Raw genomic sequence first — 17,023 nt, 5'->3', positions numbered from 1 at the left:
TTGTGGCGGGGGCGGGGTGATGTGTAAAAGCCACCGGGCCCGATCCCCCCCCCCGCTTCTTTTTTAAGCCGAGTAGACTTGGCTTGAACCAAAATTTTCAACAAGGAGAACCATGGCCAGCTTTGTAGACCGTGTTGTACTGCATGTTTCAGGCGGTGCCGGCGGCCATGGTTGCGTGTCCGTAAAGCGCGAGAAGTTCAAGCCCCTGGGCGGTCCGGACGGCGGGAACGGCGGGGACGGCGGCGACGTCATCCTCCGCGTTGACGGCCAGACCACCACGCTGCTGGACTACCACCACGCACCGCACCGCCACGCCGGCAACGGCGGACCGGGCATGGGTGACTGGCGCGCCGGCAAGACAGGGGAGACCCTGGTGCTCTCGGTTCCGGAGGGAACCGTCGTCAAGTCGAAGGACGGCAAGGTCCTGGCCGACCTGGTGGGCATGGGCTCCGAATACGTCGCTGCAGCAGGCGGACAGGGCGGTCTGGGCAACTCTTCGCTCTCCTCACAGAAGCGCAAGGCCCCCGGCTTCGCACTGCTGGGAACCCCGGGCGACGAGCGGGACATTGTCCTGGAACTCAAGTCGATTGCAGACATCGCCCTGGTCGGCTTCCCGTCCGCGGGCAAGTCCTCCCTGATCGCTGCGATGTCCGCAGCACGTCCCAAGATCGCCGATTACCCCTTCACGACCCTGATCCCGAACCTGGGCGTGGTCCAGGCCGGTGACGTCCGCTTCACTGTTGCCGACGTGCCGGGCCTGATTGAAGGCGCCTCGGAGGGCAAGGGCCTGGGACACCACTTCCTGCGCCATGTTGAGCGCTGCGCGGCGCTGGTCCACGTCCTGGACTGCGCTGCCCTTGAAGCAGACCGTGATCCGCTCAGCGACCTCGACGTCATCGAGGCCGAACTCGAGAAGTACGAAGTGGACATGAGCTATGCAGGTGCCGACGGCGACGTCGTGCCCCTGAACCAGCGGCCCCGCCTGGTGGCGCTGAACAAGGTGGACGTTCCCGACGGCCGGGACATGGCCGAGTTCGTCCGCCCCGAGCTCGAAAAGCGCGGCTACCGCGTCTTTGAAGTTTCCGCCGCCAGCCACGAAGGACTGCGCGAACTTGGCTTCGCGATGGCCGCTATTGTCGCCGAGGCACGCAAGGCCGTTGAGACGGCCCCGCCGCGCATCGCAGCGCCCGTTGTCCGGCCCCGTTCGGTCAACGCGAAGGGCGGATTCACCATCCGCCGCGAAGAGCGCAACCTCGAGCCGCTGTTCCGCGTCCTCGGTGAGAAGCCGGTGCGCTGGGTCCAGCAGACCGATTTCACCAACGACGAAGCTGTGGGCTACCTGGCAGACCGCCTGGCGAAGCTCGGCGTCGAAGACCAGCTGTTCAAGGCCGGTGCCAAGCCCGGCGACGCCGTGGTTATCGGTGAAGGCGACGGCGTCGTCTTCGACTGGGAGCCGACCATGATCGGCGGTGCGGAACTGCTTGCCGCGTCCCCGCGCGGCTCGGACATCCGCATCGAAGAGTTCTCCCGTCCCACCCGTACCGAAAAGCGTGAAGATCACCAGAAGCGCAAGGACGCACGGGCCGCAGCCCGTGCCGAGCTTGAGGCTGAGCGCAAGGCCGGAATCTGGACTGAGTCGGTGAACTACAAGCACACCCGTCCGACGGTGAGCGATGACGACTAATCGCTTCACAGACGCGGAGCCCGGGCGGGCTTAGGCATAGGCTGGTTCGGTCATGAGTGAAGAAAACGCTGAAGTACAGACCACCACCGCACCTAAACGCCCGCTGAAGTCCCGGGCAGGCCTTGCCCGGGCACGACGCGTTGTCGTCAAGGTGGGCTCCTCCTCCCTGACGTCGGTCGCGGGCGGCATTTCCGACGAGGCACTGACCTCTTTGGCGGATGTCCTCGCTGCACGGCGCCGGCAGGGGACGGAGATCATTTTGGTGTCCTCCGGTGCCATCTCCGCCGGACTCGCGCCGCTGGGCCTGTTCAAGCGGCCCTCGCAGCTTTCCACCCAGCAGGCCGCAGCCAGTGTTGGCCAGGGCCTGCTGATGGCGCGCTACACGGAGGCCTTCGGGCGGCACGGAATCACCGTGGGCCAGGTGCTGCTCACCATCGAAGACCTCATGCGGCGTACCCACCATGCCAACGCCCACCGTGCGCTGGAGCGCCTCCTCAACTTCGGCGTCGTACCCATCGTCAACGAAAATGACACGGTGGCCAGCCACGAGATCCGTTTTGGCGACAATGACCGCCTGGCCGCCCTGGTGGCGCACCTCGTAAAGGCCGATGCCCTGATCCTGCTCTCCGACGTCGACTCCCTCTACGACGGCCCGCCGTCCGCCGGGGCACGCCGCATCCCGGAAGTCACCGGGCTGAAGGACCTGGAGGATGTCCGGATCGGCAAGGTCGGCAAAGCTGGTGTTGGAACCGGCGGCATGGTCACCAAGGTCGAAGCTGCCACCATCGCAGCGCAGTCCGGCATCCCCGCGCTGGTTACTTCCACGGACAACGCCGCAGCGGCGCTGGCCGGCGAAGACGTCGGCACCTGGTTCACCACCCGCGGCGTGCGCCAGCCCATCCGACTGCTCTGGCTGGCCCATCTGGCCCGCATCCAGGGAACCCTTGTTCTGGACGACGGCGCTGCAAGGGCGGTGGGGGAGCGGCGGCGTTCGCTGCTGCCCGCCGGCATTGTGTCCGTCGAAGGCCACTTTGAACCCGGAGATCCGGTGGCCCTGGCCGATACCTCCGGGCGGGTGCTGGCGCACGGCCTGACCAACTACGCCTCTGATGAGCTGCCGCGGATGCTGGGCCGTTCCACCCGTGAACTGGCCAGGGAGCTGGGCCGCGGCTACGAACGTTCCGTAGTGCACGTCAATGACCTGGTGATCCTGCAGCCGCACGGATCCTCGGCCGTTCAGTCAGCGTCACGTACCCAACAGGCCGACGACGCCGCCGCTACACTGGGAGCATGACCGTCCAAGACACCTCTTCCGTGAACCGCAACGCTGAAACCGCGCCCTCGCCGGAGGAAGTCGAAGCCGGCGTCCACCGCATTGCCGACCGGGCACGGGCCGCTTCCCGGCGGATGGCACGCGCCAACCGTGCCTGGAAGGACCTGGCACTGGAGCAGATTGCCCAGGACGTTGTTGCCCGCCGCGACGCCGTCCTGGCAGCCAACGCGCAGGACGTTCAGCGCGGCCGTGAGAACGGTACCTCCGAGGCGCTCCTGGACCGGCTGACCCTGACCCCTGAGCGGATCGACGGCCTGGCCGCCGCCCTGCGGAACCTCGCCGGGCTGCCCGACCCGGTTGGGTCGGTGGCACGCGGCCAGACCCTGCCCAACGGGCTGAGGATGCGCCAGGTGCACGTTCCCCTCGGAGTTGTCGGCGCCATCTACGAGGCCCGTCCCAATGTCACGCTGGATATTGCCGGCCTCGCCCTGAAGAGCGGCAACGCCGTGATCCTGCGCGGCGGCAGCGCGGCAGCGGCCACGAACACCGTGCTGGTCAATCTGATCCGCGACGCCCTGGATACCGTGGGACTGCCGTCGGATGCAGTGCAGACCATCGACCAGTACGGACGGCCCGGAGCGAACTTCCTGATGAAGGCCCGCGGACGCGTGGACGTGCTGATACCCCGCGGCGGCAGGGACCTGATCCAGAACGTCGTCACCAACGCGGCGGTTCCCGTCATCGAAACGGGGGAGGGAAACGTCCATATCTATCTGGACGAGTCCGCTCCCGAGGAGATGGCGGTTGAGATCCTGCTCAACGCCAAGACCCAGCGGCCCAGTGTCTGCAACACCGTGGAAACCCTGCTGGTGCACAGCAGGTCCGCTGCTGCCCGCGAAGTCCTGGCGGTCCTGGCCGACGCCGGAGTCCGCCTCCATGCCGACGAACGTATCCGCGGAATCCTGCCTGAGGGCACCCCGGTGCAGGACGCCACGGAAGATGACTGGGGCCGGGAATACATGGACCTGGACCTCGCAGTGGCCATGGTGGACACCATGGACGAAGCGCTGGAACACATCCGCACCTACTCCACGGGCCACACCGAGGCCATCATCACCAACGACCTGGCCAATGCCGAGCGCTTCATCGCGGAGATCGACTCCGCAGCAGTGATTGTCAATGCCTCCACCCGCTTCACCGACGGCGGTGAACTGGGACTCGGCGCCGAGGTAGGCATCTCCACACAGAAGATGCACGCGCGCGGGCCGATGGGCCTGAAGGAACTGACGACCACCAAGTGGATCATTCAGGGAGACGGCCAGGTACGCGCCTAGGGGCCACCTGCACAAGCGCAAACTGCGGTGTTCACGCCGCTAACGCGTACCATTGATCTAGAAACGATGCTCCGCCGGGATGCCCGGCGGTTGATTTAGGGAGATTCATGCTGATCCAGCTTTCAAGTGCTGCGCTGATGGCGGCCGAAGTTGCCGAAGAACATGCAGAAACGTCGCCGTTCGTCTACGGCGGAGTTATCTTCGGAATCTTCATGGTGCTGATGTTCGCAACCATGGCCTTCACCAGCCTTGGCCACCGCCACGACGCCGTCCCGGAGCACGTTGACCCCCAGCGCCAGTTCCCGAACAAGCACGACCACGGCCAGGGCATCCCCGAATAGGCCGCCGGCGTAGGCGGAACCGGCTGGGAAAATGGATAGCGCAGAGCAGGACGCGAGCCGGCGTCCCTACCGGCTGGGTGTGATGGGCGGGACGTTTGATCCCATCCACCACGGCCACCTTGTGGCCGCGAGTGAAGTGGCCTCTGTCTTCGACCTCGATGAGGTCGTGTTTGTACCCACCGGCGAACCGTGGCACAAATCGGCTCAGGACGTCACCGAGGCCGAGCACCGGTACCTGATGACGGTGATCGCCACAGCCTCGAATCCGCGTTTTAAGGTCAGCCGCGTGGACATCGACCGGCCCGGTCCCACCTACACCATTGATACGCTGAGAGATCTGCGCCGTGCGCGCCCCGACGCCGAGCTGTTCTTCATCACCGGAGCGGACGCCATGGCGCAGATCCTTTCATGGAAAGACGTTCAGGAACTTTGGTCCCTGGCCCACTTTGTGGGCGTCACACGGCCCGGCCACGAACTGCAGAACATGGGCCGCGACGACGTAAGTCTTCTGGAGGTGCCGGCGATGGCCATCTCCTCCACTGATTGCCGGGCGCGCGTGGCCGCGTCAGAGCCGGTCTGGTACCTGGTGCCGGACGGCGTGGTGCAGTACATCGCCAAGCACAACCTGTACACCCCAGCTCAGCAGAAGGCGCGGCCCGCCACCACTGAGCCAGTAGCCTGAGCGATCAACACACCGGATGGGTAGGAAATGACGAACGGTCCAGAGTCCGCAGATGCACCCCGACGCAGCCGCCGCGCGGCTGGCTCAGGGAGCGCCGCGGGGGCGCAGGAACGGGAGTCCCAGCAGCGGGCCAGGGACCGGGAGGCCCTTCGGGCCTACAAGGCGCTGACGGACAGTCAGCCCAGGCCCGAACCGGCCGACGACGCCAATCCTCCCACCCGCCGCCAGCTCCGGCTCGCCCAGCAGGCAGCAGCTCAGCAAGCAGCAGCTCAGCAGGCCGCCCACCGCGCGGCACAGCAGCAGGCAAACCCTGCTGCTCCCTCGGCGCCCGCAGCATCCGCAGTGCCGGCCGCATCGCCCCGCCCCTCCGCTCGGGCTGAAGTCCAACCGGCTGACAACCAGCCCTCCCGCAGCGTGCCTTCTGCCGGGGTACCGGCCGGTGCGCAGCAGACGACCGCGCAGCAGACGACCGCGCAGCAGACGACCGCGCAGCAGGCGGCTTCGCAGCAGGCGGCTTCGCAGCAGCCAGCCCCACAGCCCGGCACCCGCAGGGAACGCCGCCGCGCCGCTGCCGCTGCGGCGCCCGCAGCCCTGGCCTCCCCGGCAACGGATGCACCTGCTGAAACATTCCCCGCGAAGGCCGAACCGGCCAGGAGCGAACAGACCAAGCCCGAACAGTCCAGGCCTGAGTCACTTAAGGGACCCGCGGCGAAGCCGGCACCGGGTCCATCAGGAGCGAAAGCATCCGTCGTTCAACCCGTCACCCCGGCGCCGGAGCGGGCGCCGGCAGTGCAGGACCTGGGCGCCCGGAAACAGCCTGCAGCAGAGGCCAACGCCGACGTCGCCAATATGACGGTGGAACAGGCACTGGCGGCCCGCGAAGCGCTGAAGCACCAGGCCCGCAACCAGGTGGCCGCGATGGAAGCCCTGCAGCAGTCCGATCCGCATGCCGTGGACCTTGAACTGCTGGCGCAGCAGCGCGCCCTGGCTGAGCGGGCGGCTGTCCTGAACCGCAGGACCCAGAACATCCAGCGGCTGGCACAGGAGAACGAGCAGCGCCGTTCCGCGCCGTCTGATCCCACTACTGCCCACAATCTGGCCATGGTGACACCGCTTGAATTCGTAGAGGTCCCGGGGCTGGACCGCCCGGTCATGAAGCCGCCGCCCACGTCGCACGTGCCAGTGGTGACCTCATCCAACCCTGCTGCAACGCAGGCTCCAGCCGCCGGCCGGGTGCCGGGGGCACGCAGGACCGGCACCGGCCGGCGTCCTGCCCGGACGGGCGAATCTGCGCCGGCAGCCAATGCCGAAGTGCGCCATTCGAAGATCCTGGCCCGTGCGGATGCGCTGGTAAACGCGCCGCTTGAGGCTGACCAGGGGGCCAAGCCCGTGGGTGCGCGCAGTGCCTTCGGCCTGGACCCTTTGGATGTTATGACTGCAGGCCTCGGCCGCACCCGGAGGATACGGTTTGTATCCTTGGGAATCGTGGGCTTGGGCCTTATTGCCCTCACCCTCGGAGTATTAATGATCGTCGGCGGCCTTGGCAGCTGATACCAAACAAGGAGACATGTGAGCGCCACCGAATCATCCATGAATATCGCCCGGACCGCTGCCAAGGCGGCGTCGGCCAAGCTGGCGGATGACATCGTCGCTATCGACGTCAGCGAACGGCTGGCGATCACGGATATTTTCCTTATCGCCTCAGCTTCCAACGAACGCCAGGTCAATGCGATCGTGGACGGCATTGAAGAGGAACTCGCCAAGGAAGGGCTCAAGCCCGTCCGGCGCGAGGGCCGCAGCGAGGGCCGCTGGGTCCTGCTCGATTACGCCACCGTAGTGGTGCACGTCCAGCACGAAGAAGACCGCGTTTTCTACGCACTTGAGCGGCTGTGGAAGGACTGCCCGATGGTGGACCTGCAGCTGCCCGACGCCGAGTCGGCAGCCGGCGGCGAATAACACCCGCGGGTGCGGGGCAGCAGCCTTAAACTGCTCCGCACCGGGTGAATCCCACCGGTGTAGTTTGATTTTGCACTGTGGCGCATTTGTACTAAAGTAGAGGAGTTGCTTCGGCCCGGACGGAAGAATCCGGACGAAGGAAAACATCCGATTTACTGCCTGTTCATTCTGCGGGCAATTCGGGGCTGTGGCGCAGCTGGTAGCGCACCTGCATGGCATGCAGGGGGTCAGGGGTTCGAGTCCCCTCAGCTCCACCGATAGGTCATCCGGGCAACCGGGATCTAGGGCTGAATGTTCGCCATTCGGTGGAAGTAAAACTGAATTGGGGCTGTGGCGCAGCTGGTAGCGCACCTGCATGGCATGCAGGGGGTCAGGGGTTCGAGTCCCCTCAGCTCCACCAAACTGATGTATTCATCAGGAACACCCTGGTCCTTCGGGCCAGGGCGTTTTTCGTTAAGCTGTCTCAGATAACCCGCAGGCCTGCGCGCGCGCACAGCGCAGTCAGCCCGTCCAGGCCAAATGCTCCCACCGGTCCCTGCACTCCTGCGCTCACAGCGCGTCCGTCCCGCAGCGCCACTGCGGCTTCGGCGAGCAGCTCTCCGGTCAGCGTGTAGACGTTTGGGCCCTGCACATGGACTTCGACGACGGTGTAGCCGCGGCTGTCCGAGAGATTCGCCACCGCGTAGCTGCCGGACCGGGAACGTTCCTGTTCATCCGGGCCACCGCCGGGCGCCCCGCCCATCGAGGCGAATTTGGCCACGGCCTTCCGGCCGCCCGGCAGCCGTTCCAGAGCGGCCGCGGCGCGGGTGAGCGGCCCAGCTACGCGGCTTAGTCCGGGGAACCACCCGTTGTAGACCTCCACGGATGAAAGGCCCGGGTAGGAGTCCGGCAGGAAGAACACTTCGGTGCCCATGGCCAGGAAAGCCCGCCGAGCCTGGTTCTGAACCTTGAATTTATATGTCTCGCTGCCCATGCGACGACTCCGCAGCGATCCGCCGGCGTAGACGCTGGTTGGGCGGGCGAGTGCTTCGGCCAGCGTAGCCCGCGTTCCTCCGCTGATTCCCCGCCGGAGCGAACCGAGGGCAAAGTAACCAATGCGCAGGTGTCCGCCGGGCGTTCCGGCTGCCTTCGCTGCCAGGGCACCGGCCAGGGTTCCCGGCACATAGTCGTAGCCGAAGGCAGGAACCATGGTTGTTCCGCTGTCCGCTGCACGGGCGGTGAACTCCTGCTGCACGCGCTGGACAAAGTCGACTTCCCCGGTTGAATCCAAATAGTGGGCCCCTGCATCGGCTGCTGCGGCCGCCGCTGCGTAGCCATACCGGTTAAAGGGTCCGACTGTGGAGAGCAGCACATCGCCCGGCTCAACCAAGGCGCGGACCGTAGCCGGTTCGGAGACATCCGCCGTTAGATACTGGAGGCCGTGCGGCTCTGCGAGGGGTCTCAGCGAGTTTTCACTGCGGCCTGCCAGCACGGGCTGCTCGCCCCTGGCCAGAAGCGAGCTGACCGCCAGCCTGCCGGTATAGCCTGAGGCTCCGAAAACCACGATCTTGGCGGACATTGCTTCCTCCCGGTTTCCCCTGGTGCCGGCGCAGCCTGCACCTGATGTCCTGTGGAGTCTAACGGCATCCCGATGCTCGTGGAGAGGGTGGAGCGCCGCCATTACGGACCGCAGGCACGAGTTGTGGCAGTGTAGGGCAGGTGAGGATTGAACCGCCCGCTCCCGGAGAGCCACGCCGCCCGCACGGACCACGCGACCCGGGGGATGCCTGGGTTGTTGCCCCTGACGGGCAGCGGTACTGGGGCAGGTTCGGTGCCGCCGGCCTGCTGGCGCATGACCCGGCACGCGGGATCCTGCTCCAGCACCGGGTCTCCTGGAGCCACCACGGGGGCACCTGGGCGCTCCCGGGCGGAGCCCGGCACCAGGGCGAGTCCGCCCAGGACGGGGCCATGCGTGAGTCCGCCGAGGAGGCCGGGGTACCGGCTGCCGCGCTCCGGCCGCGCTTCATGAGCATTCTGGATCTTGGCGTCTGGTCCTACGCCACCCTCGTAGCCCATGTTGAAAAACCTTTTGATCCGGTGATCAGCGACCAGGAGAGCGTTGAACTGGCCTGGGTGGCGCCGGACGAAGTGGGGAACCTTCCACTGCATCCCGCCTTTGCAGAGTCATGGCAGCGGCTGCGGCCGCTGCTGGATGTCCGTCCTGCGCTGGTCATCGATACGGCGAACGTCATGGGCTCGGTACCCGATGGCTGGTGGAAGGACCGTGCCCGTGCGGCTGAGAAGCTGGTGGCCGCGTTTGCCCGGCTGAACCGGTCGGGGATTCCGGCCCGGGTGCTGCAGCTGCCTGAGGATATTTGGTATCCGGACATCACCGTGGTCCTGGAGGGCGGCGCGCGGTCCGCCCAGGGCAGTGGCGACCTGGACGTTATCCGTGCTGATGGATCCGGTGACGACGCGGTGATCACCGCCGTCCGTGAGCTTAGGGCGGCCGGGCGGCCGGTCAGCGTTGTCTCCAGTGACCGAGCCCTGACGGAGAGCTGCCGCGGGCTGGGAGCGCACGTGACCGCAGCCGGGGAATTCCGCGCTCTGCTGGATTTCTAGCTGCCGCTGGACACCTGGCCGCGGGTTCCGGCTCCCCGGGGGGACCTGCCCCTGGAGGAGGCGAGGAAGCCGGCAACGATCAGGCCCTGTCCGGCGCAGTAGGTCAGCATCACCAGGGCACTGGTGATGTCCGGCATCGATTCGGGCATAAAGATCCGGAAGGACAGGATGGTGTCCGATGCCAGGAACAGCACGCCGCCGGCGGCCACAACCGGGCTGCACCGCGCGGCGGTTGCCGCTGTGCCGCCCAGGACCAGGCCGTACAGGGCAACAGCTGGTGCCAGGGAACCGAGTGCCGGCCAGAGGACCACCAGCATCGCGGCCCACCATAGCGGGAAGACCAGGGCCCAGCGGGGGAACCCGCGAACCGCTGCATATTTTAGGAAGAGCCGGATGTAGCAGAGGTGCGCCAGGCCAAAGGCCCCCAGCATCACGGGCAGCTCAGGAAGCATCGGCAGGAACGTTGCGGCGCCGTCGCCAATCCAGGAAAAGAACAGGGCCGCGAGAATCAGAGTGCCGTAACCACGCTGCCAGCGTCCGCGCAGTCCCCACAGGGCGGCCGCTGCCAGCAGCGGCATCAGCGTGAGCTTGGTGGGGGCGGCAAGCCAGTCCGCCTCAACCGCACGGGCGGCCACATGGACGGCGGACATGGCGGCAAAGGGTGCAAAACCCCACAACCAGCGCCGGGACAACGCCGCGGCCTGCTCACGGACAGGTGCAGTGGACACAGACCCTCCTCTTGATCGGGGTTTTGAGCATCCTATGGCCGCTGCGTTGCCGGAACCCGCTTCGCCACGGCGCGGCACCGGATTGAAACTAACCGGGTTCACACAAATTGCCCGGTGAGCGCAGGAATGAAAGAACTGGTACGGACGTTACCTATGAGGAGCCAGGACCGGGAATGGTCCTGGCGCTGCCAGCATCTTCGCCGATCGGAGCCGGATCATCCGGCTGTGTTAGCCGGCGCCGACAACCCGTGAAGAGGAAATTCTCCCCCTTGAGTACCGAAACCCGCCCTGTCCCGGCTCCCAGGCCGTCAGAGGACCCCAGGCCCAGCCCGGACCGCCTGGACGCACGCACCAAGACAGTGATCGGGCTGCTGCTCGTCTCGTCTTTTGTGGTGATCCTGAATGAAACCATCATGAGCGTGGCTCTGCCGCGGCTGATGACGGACCTGCAGATCACCGCCGCCACGGCCCAGTGGCTGACCACTGGCTTTATGCTGACCATGGCCGTGGTGATTCCGGCCACCGGTTATCTGCTGCAGCGCTTCACCATGCGGACCCTCTTCCTGGCCGCTATGTCCCTGTTCAGCACGGGTACCCTCCTGGCAGCCCTGGCGCCGGGCTTCGGTGTGCTTCTGGGTGGGAGGATCATCCAGGCCAGCGGAACGGCCATCATGATCCCGCTGCTGATGACCACCGTGCTGAACACCGTTCCGGTTCACCGGCGCGGCACCATCATGGGCACCATCTCGATTGTCATCGCGGTGGCACCGGCGATCGGCCCCACCGTCTCCGGCCTGATCCTCAGCGTGCTCGACTGGCGCTGGATGTTCTGGCTTGTCCTGCCCATTGCGCTGCTGGCACTGGGAATGGGGGCGCTGAAGGTCCAGAACCTGACGGAGACAAGACGTACCCCGTTCGATGTGCTCTCCATCCTGCTCTCTACGGTTGCCTTCGGCGGCCTGATCTTCGGGCTGAGCAGCATCGGTGAAGCCGCCGCGGGGGAGGCGCCCATGCCCGTCTGGATTCCGCTGGTACTTGGCGCCGTCTCCCTGGCGGCCTTCGTGGCCCGCCAGCTGGTCCTTCAGCGCAGCGACCGCGCCCTCATGGACCTGCGGACCTTCGCCAGCCGGCCCTTTGTTGTCGCGATTGTGATGGTGCTGATCAGCATGATGGCGCTGTTTGGCGCCCTGATTGTCCTTCCGCTCTACCTGCAGAACGTCCTTGGCCTCAGCGCACTCAACACCGGTCTGCTCCTGCTGCCGGGCGGCGTCGTGATGGCCATCCTGTCTCCGATCGTGGGCAGGCTCTATGACCGGATCGGCCCCCGGCCGCTGGTGATTCCGGGCGCCGTGGTGCTCACCTCCGCACTGTGGGGACTGACCATGCTGGACCAGAACACGCCGGTGGCCATGGTGATCGCCCTGCACTGCCTGCTCAACGCGGGCCTCGGGTTCATCTTCACGCCGCTGTTCACCTCGTCGCTGGGCTCACTGGACCGGTCGCTCTACTCCCACGGAAGCGCCATCCTCAACACCCTCCAGCAGCTGGCCGGGGGCGCCGGAACGGCCGTTTTCATCACCCTGATGACCACTGGCACCGCCCGGGCCCTCAGCGAAGGCGCGGACGCCATTGAGGCTGCAGCCGCCGGCGTGCACACAGCCTTCTTCTGGGGGGCAGTTGTCTCCCTGGGTGCGCTGGCTGTGTCCTTCCTGGTCCGCCGGCCCAGGAATGCCGCTCCTGCCGAAGCAGGCGCAATCCACTAAGTCCTGGTCAGGGTCCCAGGACCCGGTCCAGGTAGGCATTCGTGAAGACCCGGTCCGGGTCCAGCAGGCTGCGCAGCTCCTGGAACCCGGCCAGGCGTGGATAAAGTTCGGCCAGTCCGGCCGCACCGAGACTGTGTTCCTTGCCCCAGTGCGGCCGGCCGCCGTGAGCCAGCATCAGTGCTTCGACGGCGGTAAAGTACTCGGCCGGGTCCTCACGGTAGTAGCGGTGCACGGCAATGTAGGCCGTGTCCTGCCCGTAAGCGGTGGACAGCCACCGGTCATCGGCGGCTGCCCAGCGCACCTCCACCGGGAAGGACAGCCGCCAGCCGGGGTTGTCCTCCACGAGCCGGCGCAGGCCGGTGAACGCCGCCGGCAGCAGCTGCGCCGGAACCGCGTACTCCATCTCCCGAAAACGGACGGTGCGGGCCTGGGTGAACACCCGCGCCGAGTTCTCGGTGTACTCCCTGCCGCCCAGCGCCGCAGCCGCGACCCGGTTGACCGCAGGAATAATGGACGGTACGGCCGTGCCGGCAGCGCAGGTGGCCCGGAACACCGTATTCGAGAGCAGCGAATCATCAACCCAGCGGCGCAGCGGCGGAAGCGGCATCCGCGCGGCACCGGCAGGAAACCGGGTGTTCGTCTTGGTGGCGGCGCGGTCGGTGTACGGGAACCAGTAGAACTCGAAGTGGTCCGCCGCCTTCACCCGGTCCGCCAGTCCCGACAGGACAGCGTCCAGGGACTCGGAACGTTCCTCGGCACGGAGCAGGAACGCCGGTACGCACTGCAGGGTAACCTCTGCGATCACGCCGAGTGCCCCCAGCGCCAGTGCTGCGGCGGGCAGCAGCGGATCTCCGTCCGCCAAGGTGAGCCGCCCGCCGTCGGGCTGGATAATTACCAGTCCGGTCACCTGCGTGGAGAGCCCGCCGAACCCGGATCCGGTCCCGTGGGTGCCGGTGGAGATGGCGCCGGCGATCGACTGGCGGTCAATGTCGCCCAGGTTCGGCATCGCCAGGCCATACGGGGCCAGCAGCCGCGGAACCGCGTGCAGACGGGTGCCTGCCAGCAGGGTTACACGTCCGGTGGAAGGGTCGGCGCGGAGCAGTCCCTGCAGCCGGGATAGGTCCAGCAGCACATCCGGAGCTTCGGCAATCCCCGTGAACGAATGGCCCGCGCCTACAGCTTTGACCCGCAGCCCTGCCGCGGCCGCAGCCGCTACGGCACGCTGCAGCCCGGCGACCGACGCCGGAGCCTGGATCTGCTGCGGACGTACCCGGACGGTACGGGCCCAGTTCTGCCACCTTCCCCGTCCTGTCTTCCGGAGAGCAGGACCCGGAGCCCGGACGGCCTTCACAGGAACGCCTTTCCCTCGCCGCGGTACGTCGGCAGGACGGCTGCCACTTGCCCGTCCTGCACAACCTGGAACTCATTCACCCGCTCGGAGAGTTCCCCGGACTTGGCATGCCGCAGCCAGACCCGGTCACCGGGGTGCAGCCGGCTGGCACCGGCGCCGGCAAGCGGAGTCTGGACTTCGCCTGCTCCTTCCCGCTTCAGCAGCCGCAGGCCCCGCGGCCAGGCGATCTGCGGAACCCGGCTGGGGCCGGGAGACCCGGAGGCAATCCAGCCTCCGCCGAGCACCGTGGCGAATCCGGGCGCGGGCCGGCGGACCACGTCCAGTGCGACGGCGGCGGCCGGGGCGGGGGAGAAGGACCGGTAGCTGCCGAACAGGTGCCCGGCGAAGAGCCCGGACCCGGCAGTCACCTCCGTGACCGAGGGGTCTGCTGCAGTTGCCTCAATGGATCCGGTGCCGCCGCCGTTGACGAACTCAAGGTCGGCCACCTGTCCCAGCGCCTGCACAATACGGCTGCGCCGGTCGGTGAGCTCAGCCATGGACCGCCGCTGAATCAGCCGTATCAGCTGGTTGTGCACTGCTGCACCGGGGACGGCGTCTCCTACTCCGGCGACCTGCGCTTCGTACATCATCAGGCCAACGAGCCGGAACCCGGGGCGGGCGGCGACCCTCCGGCCCAGCTCCGCCGCTTGTTCCGGTGTGTGCAGCGGTGAGCGGCGGGTGCCAATAAAGCCCAGTACCCGCGTCCGCCAGGAAGCATCCGCATCGAGGCAGATCCGCAGCGCCGGGCGCCGCCCGGGCGGCACCAATGAGTCGATGAGGTCCAGCTGCTCCTCGCCGTCGACCATCAGCGTCACCCGGGAAGCCAGCAGCTCGTTCTCGGCGAGGCGGCGCAGCGCGGAACGGTCCGCCGCCGGATAGCCCACTACGACGTCGTCAAAGTCGCCGGCGAGCCACAGCGCCTCCGCCAGCGTGAAGGCGAGGATGCCCGAAAACCCCGGGACTTCCCGCAGCGCCTCCAGCACTCCACGTACCCTCAGGGACTTGCTGGCGATCCGCAGCGGCACACCTCCCGCCCGCCGCAGCAGGTCCCGGGCGTTGAAGCGCAGGGCATCGAGTTCCAGGACGGCGGCGGGCGCAGGTACGCCGGCGACCGCGTTGCCCAGCGAGGTCCAGTAAGATTCCGGGTCCAGCCACGGTTGGGCCCCGGACCCCCCGGACCCGCCGGACCCGCCGGTCAGGTTCAGCAGGGCCCTTGAGGGCGGGGCCTGCAGCCGGTCGGAGGAGGAGCCGGTATCTTTCATGCCTGGATACTAGCGGCGTGCACGGGGTTTAACGCCCAGGCGCATCCCCAAGATAGGCAAGCAATGCTGTGCGGACGAATGCCGCGCCGTCGGCCCCGCCGTAGTTGGCGGCAAACCGGGGGTCGGCCACATACATTTCCGCCAGGGAACGGACGTAGCCTTCCAGCTGGTCTTCGCCCGTCGGCGCCCCGGGCACGCCCTTCAGCCACGCAATGTGCCGTTCGGCCAGCCCCCGCGCCACCGGACCGGTGGGGTCCGTCTCCTGCGCTGCGGCTTCGGACCACGCCCGGCCCAGCTCGTCCGTCTTTTCCTGCCAGGCGGTGCGCTCGCCGTCGTCCATGTTCCGCCACCATTCATCCGAGCGTGCGTAGGCTTCCTTGCCCCATCTGCTTTCAACCTCGTCCTTGTACTGGCTGTGGTCGAATCCGTCGAAGGTTTCCTCGGGCATGATCTGCTGTCCTTTCTCCAAAGCTGTGATGGTCTTCCGTACCGAGGCGGCCTGCCGCAGCAAGCGGTCATGCTCCTTTTCCAGCCACACCAGGTGGCTGCGGAGCGCCTCGGCTGGATCCTCGCGGCGCTCCAGGACGCCGGCGATCTCCGGCAGGCCGAGCCCCAGCTCACGCAGCAGCAGGATGCGCTGCAGGCGTACCAGGGAGTCCCGGCCGTAGTACCGGTAGCCGTTGCTGCCGGTACGGGCCGGCGGCAGGAGCCCGATCGCGTCATAATGCCGAAGCGTCCGGCTGGTTATTCCGGCCTGGCGTGCCACGTCCTGGACGGAGAACTCCCGGGCCGGTTCCGGGCTGTTCGCGGAACTCATACTGCAACGCTAAAGGTTGACGCTGCGTCAATGTCAAACGGTTCAGGTGCTGAACTGGCCCGCCAGGTCCCGAAGCTGGCCGGTAGCCGCCAGGGCCTCGGCGGTTCGGAGCAGCCCGTCGATGTTCTCCGGGCTGGCATCATCGAGTGCATGGTCGACGCCGGGAAGCAGCGGCGTCTGCAGCCGCACATACCGCTCGCCCAGAGCGAGGCTTAGCAGCCTGCGGGTAAGGCGGCCGGGGGCTCCGTACAGCGACTCGATGACCGGTTCCAGGGCGGCGAGCTGCTGAGGGTGGGCCAGCTGGGAAACGGAATTGGATTCAAGGGACTCTCCGCCGTTCTGCAGGCCGGTGCCCATGGACACCAGCAGGATGTCCTCTCCCTGCCGGGCCGTGCGCTGCTGCACCACGGCGATGCTGAACCCGACGAAAGCGGGGTCGTTGGCCGCCAGTCCGCCGTCCACCAGCAGCCGTTCGACGCCGTCCGGTCCGGTATAAGGGACGGGGTCAAAGTAGGTGGGGGCCGACGACGTCGCCAGTGCCGCGAGCTGCATTGGTGCGTCCCCGAGCGGGTCCTGTCCAAGGCCACCGCCGCTGAAGAGCAGGCCGGCGAAGTTCCGGATGTCCACCGTAACCACGGCCACCGGTTTCAGCGCTGCGGAAAGCGGCCGGTCCCCGAAGAAGTCGTTCAGGTATCCGCGCAGCGGCTCGGACGAGTAGCGGGCCAGCGAGCCCGGGGCAGAACCGGCATCGTGTGCCGGACCGTTTCCGGAGAAGATCTCTGCTCCGTGATCCACGTAGAGGCTGCGCAGTTCTGCCGCGCTGTGCGGTTTTCCGTTCTCTGCCGGACTAGTCAGTCCCAGGGCAAGGATGCCGCCGGTTGAGGTGCCGACCACCACGTCGAAGAGTTCGGAGACAGGTTTTCCGGTGTGTTCCTCAAGGGCCATAAGCCAGGTTGCGGGGAGTATGCCGCGGATGCCTCCGCCGTCGATGGTCAGGACTCGGATCATTGCAGCTCCCGGATTCTGGGCTTGCGTGCTGGTGCGTGGGAGCCATGTTTCCTGCTTCCTCCGGCGGGGGTCAACGGCACGGGCCCGATGCGTTCGGCCAGGGGAAGAACCTGAATGTTACGGACCGGTCACAGCGTGTTACCAGTAATCTGGGTTACGCTTGCCACATCCACAGGGCAATTGC

At 66.9% G+C, this 17,023-nt stretch carries 15 protein-coding genes and 2 tRNA genes; 11 read left to right on the top strand and 6 right to left on the bottom strand.

The features are described from left to right. Positions 1 to 112 precede the first annotated feature (112 nt). The 9 genes from obgE (at position 113) to TVC13_RS02840 (ending at position 7,670) form a co-directional block, all read left to right on the top strand. Positions 113 to 1,684: a GTPase ObgE gene (gene obgE / locus TVC13_RS02880; RefSeq protein WP_422399735.1), complete on the top strand. Its 1,572-nt coding sequence runs from the start codon at positions 113 to 115 to the stop codon at positions 1,682 to 1,684. A gap of 52 nt (positions 1,685 to 1,736) precedes the next feature. Beyond that, positions 1,737 to 2,978 (top strand): glutamate 5-kinase, encoded by a 1,242-nt coding sequence (gene proB / locus TVC13_RS02875; protein ID WP_422399734.1) that lies wholly within the window; start codon positions 1,737 to 1,739, stop codon positions 2,976 to 2,978. Continuing rightward, the gene (locus tag TVC13_RS02870; RefSeq protein WP_422399733.1) at positions 2,975 to 4,291 is read left to right on the top strand and encodes a glutamate-5-semialdehyde dehydrogenase; all 1,317 of its coding nucleotides are present in this window, start codon (positions 2,975 to 2,977) and stop codon (positions 4,289 to 4,291) included. Before proB ends, TVC13_RS02870 begins: the two co-directional genes overlap by 4 nt. Positions 4,292 to 4,398: 107 nt before the next feature. Next, on the top strand, positions 4,399 to 4,632 hold the full coding sequence (locus TVC13_RS02865) for a hypothetical protein (protein WP_422399732.1): 234 nt from the start codon (positions 4,399 to 4,401) through the stop codon (positions 4,630 to 4,632). Positions 4,633 to 4,663: 31 nt separating this feature from the next. Beyond that, positions 4,664 to 5,314 (top strand): nicotinate-nucleotide adenylyltransferase, encoded by a 651-nt coding sequence (gene nadD / locus TVC13_RS02860; RefSeq protein WP_422399731.1) that lies wholly within the window; start codon positions 4,664 to 4,666, stop codon positions 5,312 to 5,314. A gap of 27 nt (positions 5,315 to 5,341) precedes the next feature. Beyond that, on the top strand, positions 5,342 to 6,865 hold the full coding sequence (locus TVC13_RS02855; protein WP_422399730.1) for a hypothetical protein: 1,524 nt from the start codon (positions 5,342 to 5,344) through the stop codon (positions 6,863 to 6,865). Positions 6,866 to 6,883: 18 nt separating this feature from the next. After that, positions 6,884 to 7,270 (top strand): ribosome silencing factor, encoded by a 387-nt coding sequence (gene rsfS, locus TVC13_RS02850; RefSeq protein ID WP_422399729.1) that lies wholly within the window; start codon positions 6,884 to 6,886, stop codon positions 7,268 to 7,270. A gap of 181 nt (positions 7,271 to 7,451) precedes the next feature. Beyond that, positions 7,452 to 7,524, top strand: a tRNA-Ala gene (locus tag TVC13_RS02845). 70 nt (positions 7,525 to 7,594) lie between these two features. Further along, positions 7,595 to 7,670 (top strand) — tRNA-Ala (locus TVC13_RS02840). Positions 7,671 to 7,733: 63 nt separating this feature from the next. On the opposite strand, the gene TVC13_RS02835 is transcribed toward TVC13_RS02840, so the two are convergent. Then, positions 7,734 to 8,828 carry a saccharopine dehydrogenase family protein gene (locus tag TVC13_RS02835; RefSeq protein ID WP_422399728.1) on the bottom strand — a complete coding sequence of 365 codons (1,095 nt, stop codon included), beginning with the start codon at positions 8,826 to 8,828 and terminating at the stop codon, positions 7,734 to 7,736. A gap of 140 nt (positions 8,829 to 8,968) precedes the next feature. Between TVC13_RS02835 and TVC13_RS02830 the strand changes: the two genes are divergently transcribed. Continuing rightward, complete coding sequence (locus TVC13_RS02830) at positions 8,969 to 9,871, top strand: NUDIX domain-containing protein (RefSeq protein ID WP_422399727.1); 903 nt, start codon at positions 8,969 to 8,971, stop codon at positions 9,869 to 9,871. Here the strand turns inward: TVC13_RS02830 and TVC13_RS02825 are convergent. Further along, positions 9,868 to 10,599, bottom strand: a complete 732-nt coding sequence (locus tag TVC13_RS02825; RefSeq protein ID WP_422399726.1) for a lysoplasmalogenase — start codon at positions 10,597 to 10,599, stop codon at positions 9,868 to 9,870. The genes TVC13_RS02830 and TVC13_RS02825 overlap by 4 nt on opposite strands. A 269-nt stretch (positions 10,600 to 10,868) precedes the next feature. Here TVC13_RS02825 and TVC13_RS02820 point away from each other — a divergent pair, with 269 nt between their 5' ends. Further along, on the top strand, positions 10,869 to 12,362 hold the full coding sequence (locus TVC13_RS02820) for an MDR family MFS transporter (RefSeq protein ID WP_422399725.1): 1,494 nt from the start codon (positions 10,869 to 10,871) through the stop codon (positions 12,360 to 12,362). 7 nt (positions 12,363 to 12,369) lie between these two features. On the opposite strand, the gene TVC13_RS02815 is transcribed toward TVC13_RS02820, so the two are convergent. The 4 genes from TVC13_RS02815 to TVC13_RS02800 are packed head-to-tail and all read right to left on the bottom strand — an operon-like array spanning position 12,370 to position 16,839. Continuing rightward, positions 12,370 to 13,713, bottom strand: a complete 1,344-nt coding sequence (locus TVC13_RS02815) for a D-arabinono-1,4-lactone oxidase (protein ID WP_422399724.1) — start codon at positions 13,711 to 13,713, stop codon at positions 12,370 to 12,372. Further along, positions 13,710 to 15,014, bottom strand: coding sequence for an alanine racemase (locus TVC13_RS02810; protein WP_422399723.1), 1,305 nt, complete (start codon positions 15,012 to 15,014; stop codon positions 13,710 to 13,712). Before TVC13_RS02810 ends, TVC13_RS02815 begins: the two co-directional genes overlap by 4 nt. A 28-nt stretch (positions 15,015 to 15,042) precedes the next feature. Continuing rightward, a complete protein-coding gene (locus TVC13_RS02805; protein ID WP_422399722.1) occupies positions 15,043 to 15,831 on the bottom strand; it encodes a MerR family transcriptional regulator in 789 nt (262 codons plus the stop codon). A gap of 42 nt (positions 15,832 to 15,873) precedes the next feature. Continuing rightward, entirely contained in the window at positions 15,874 to 16,839 is a 966-nt protein-coding gene (locus TVC13_RS02800; protein ID WP_422399721.1) for a patatin-like phospholipase family protein, read from the bottom strand. Between the last annotated feature and the right edge of the window lie 184 nt (positions 16,840 to 17,023).

This window comes from Arthrobacter sp. 3Tela_A (genome assembly GCF_049311025.1).
GTDB lineage: Bacteria > Actinomycetota > Actinomycetes > Actinomycetales > Micrococcaceae > Arthrobacter_B.
This window is presented reverse-complemented; position numbering and strand designations above follow the sequence as displayed.

Excerpts from the sequence above, each read along its gene's own strand:
- TVC13_RS02810 (WP_422399723.1), bottom strand. The coding sequence starts at position 15,014 with ATGAAAGATACCGGCTCCTCCTCCGACCGGCTGCAGGCCCCGCCCTCA.
- TVC13_RS02800 (WP_422399721.1), bottom strand. The coding sequence starts at position 16,839 with ATGATCCGAGTCCTGACCATCGACGGCGGAGGCATCCGCGGCATACTC.
- obgE (WP_422399735.1), top strand. The coding sequence starts at position 113 with ATGGCCAGCTTTGTAGACCGTGTTGTACTGCATGTTTCAGGCGGTGCC.
- TVC13_RS02835 (WP_422399728.1), bottom strand. The coding sequence starts at position 8,828 with ATGTCCGCCAAGATCGTGGTTTTCGGAGCCTCAGGCTATACCGGCAGG.
- TVC13_RS02865 (WP_422399732.1), top strand. The coding sequence starts at position 4,399 with ATGCTGATCCAGCTTTCAAGTGCTGCGCTGATGGCGGCCGAAGTTGCC.
- nadD (WP_422399731.1), top strand. The coding sequence starts at position 4,664 with ATGGATAGCGCAGAGCAGGACGCGAGCCGGCGTCCCTACCGGCTGGGT.
- TVC13_RS02855 (WP_422399730.1), top strand. The coding sequence starts at position 5,342 with ATGACGAACGGTCCAGAGTCCGCAGATGCACCCCGACGCAGCCGCCGC.
- proB (WP_422399734.1), top strand. The coding sequence starts at position 1,737 with ATGAGTGAAGAAAACGCTGAAGTACAGACCACCACCGCACCTAAACGC.
- TVC13_RS02805 (WP_422399722.1), bottom strand. The coding sequence starts at position 15,831 with ATGAGTTCCGCGAACAGCCCGGAACCGGCCCGGGAGTTCTCCGTCCAG.
- TVC13_RS02870 (WP_422399733.1), top strand. The coding sequence starts at position 2,975 with ATGACCGTCCAAGACACCTCTTCCGTGAACCGCAACGCTGAAACCGCG.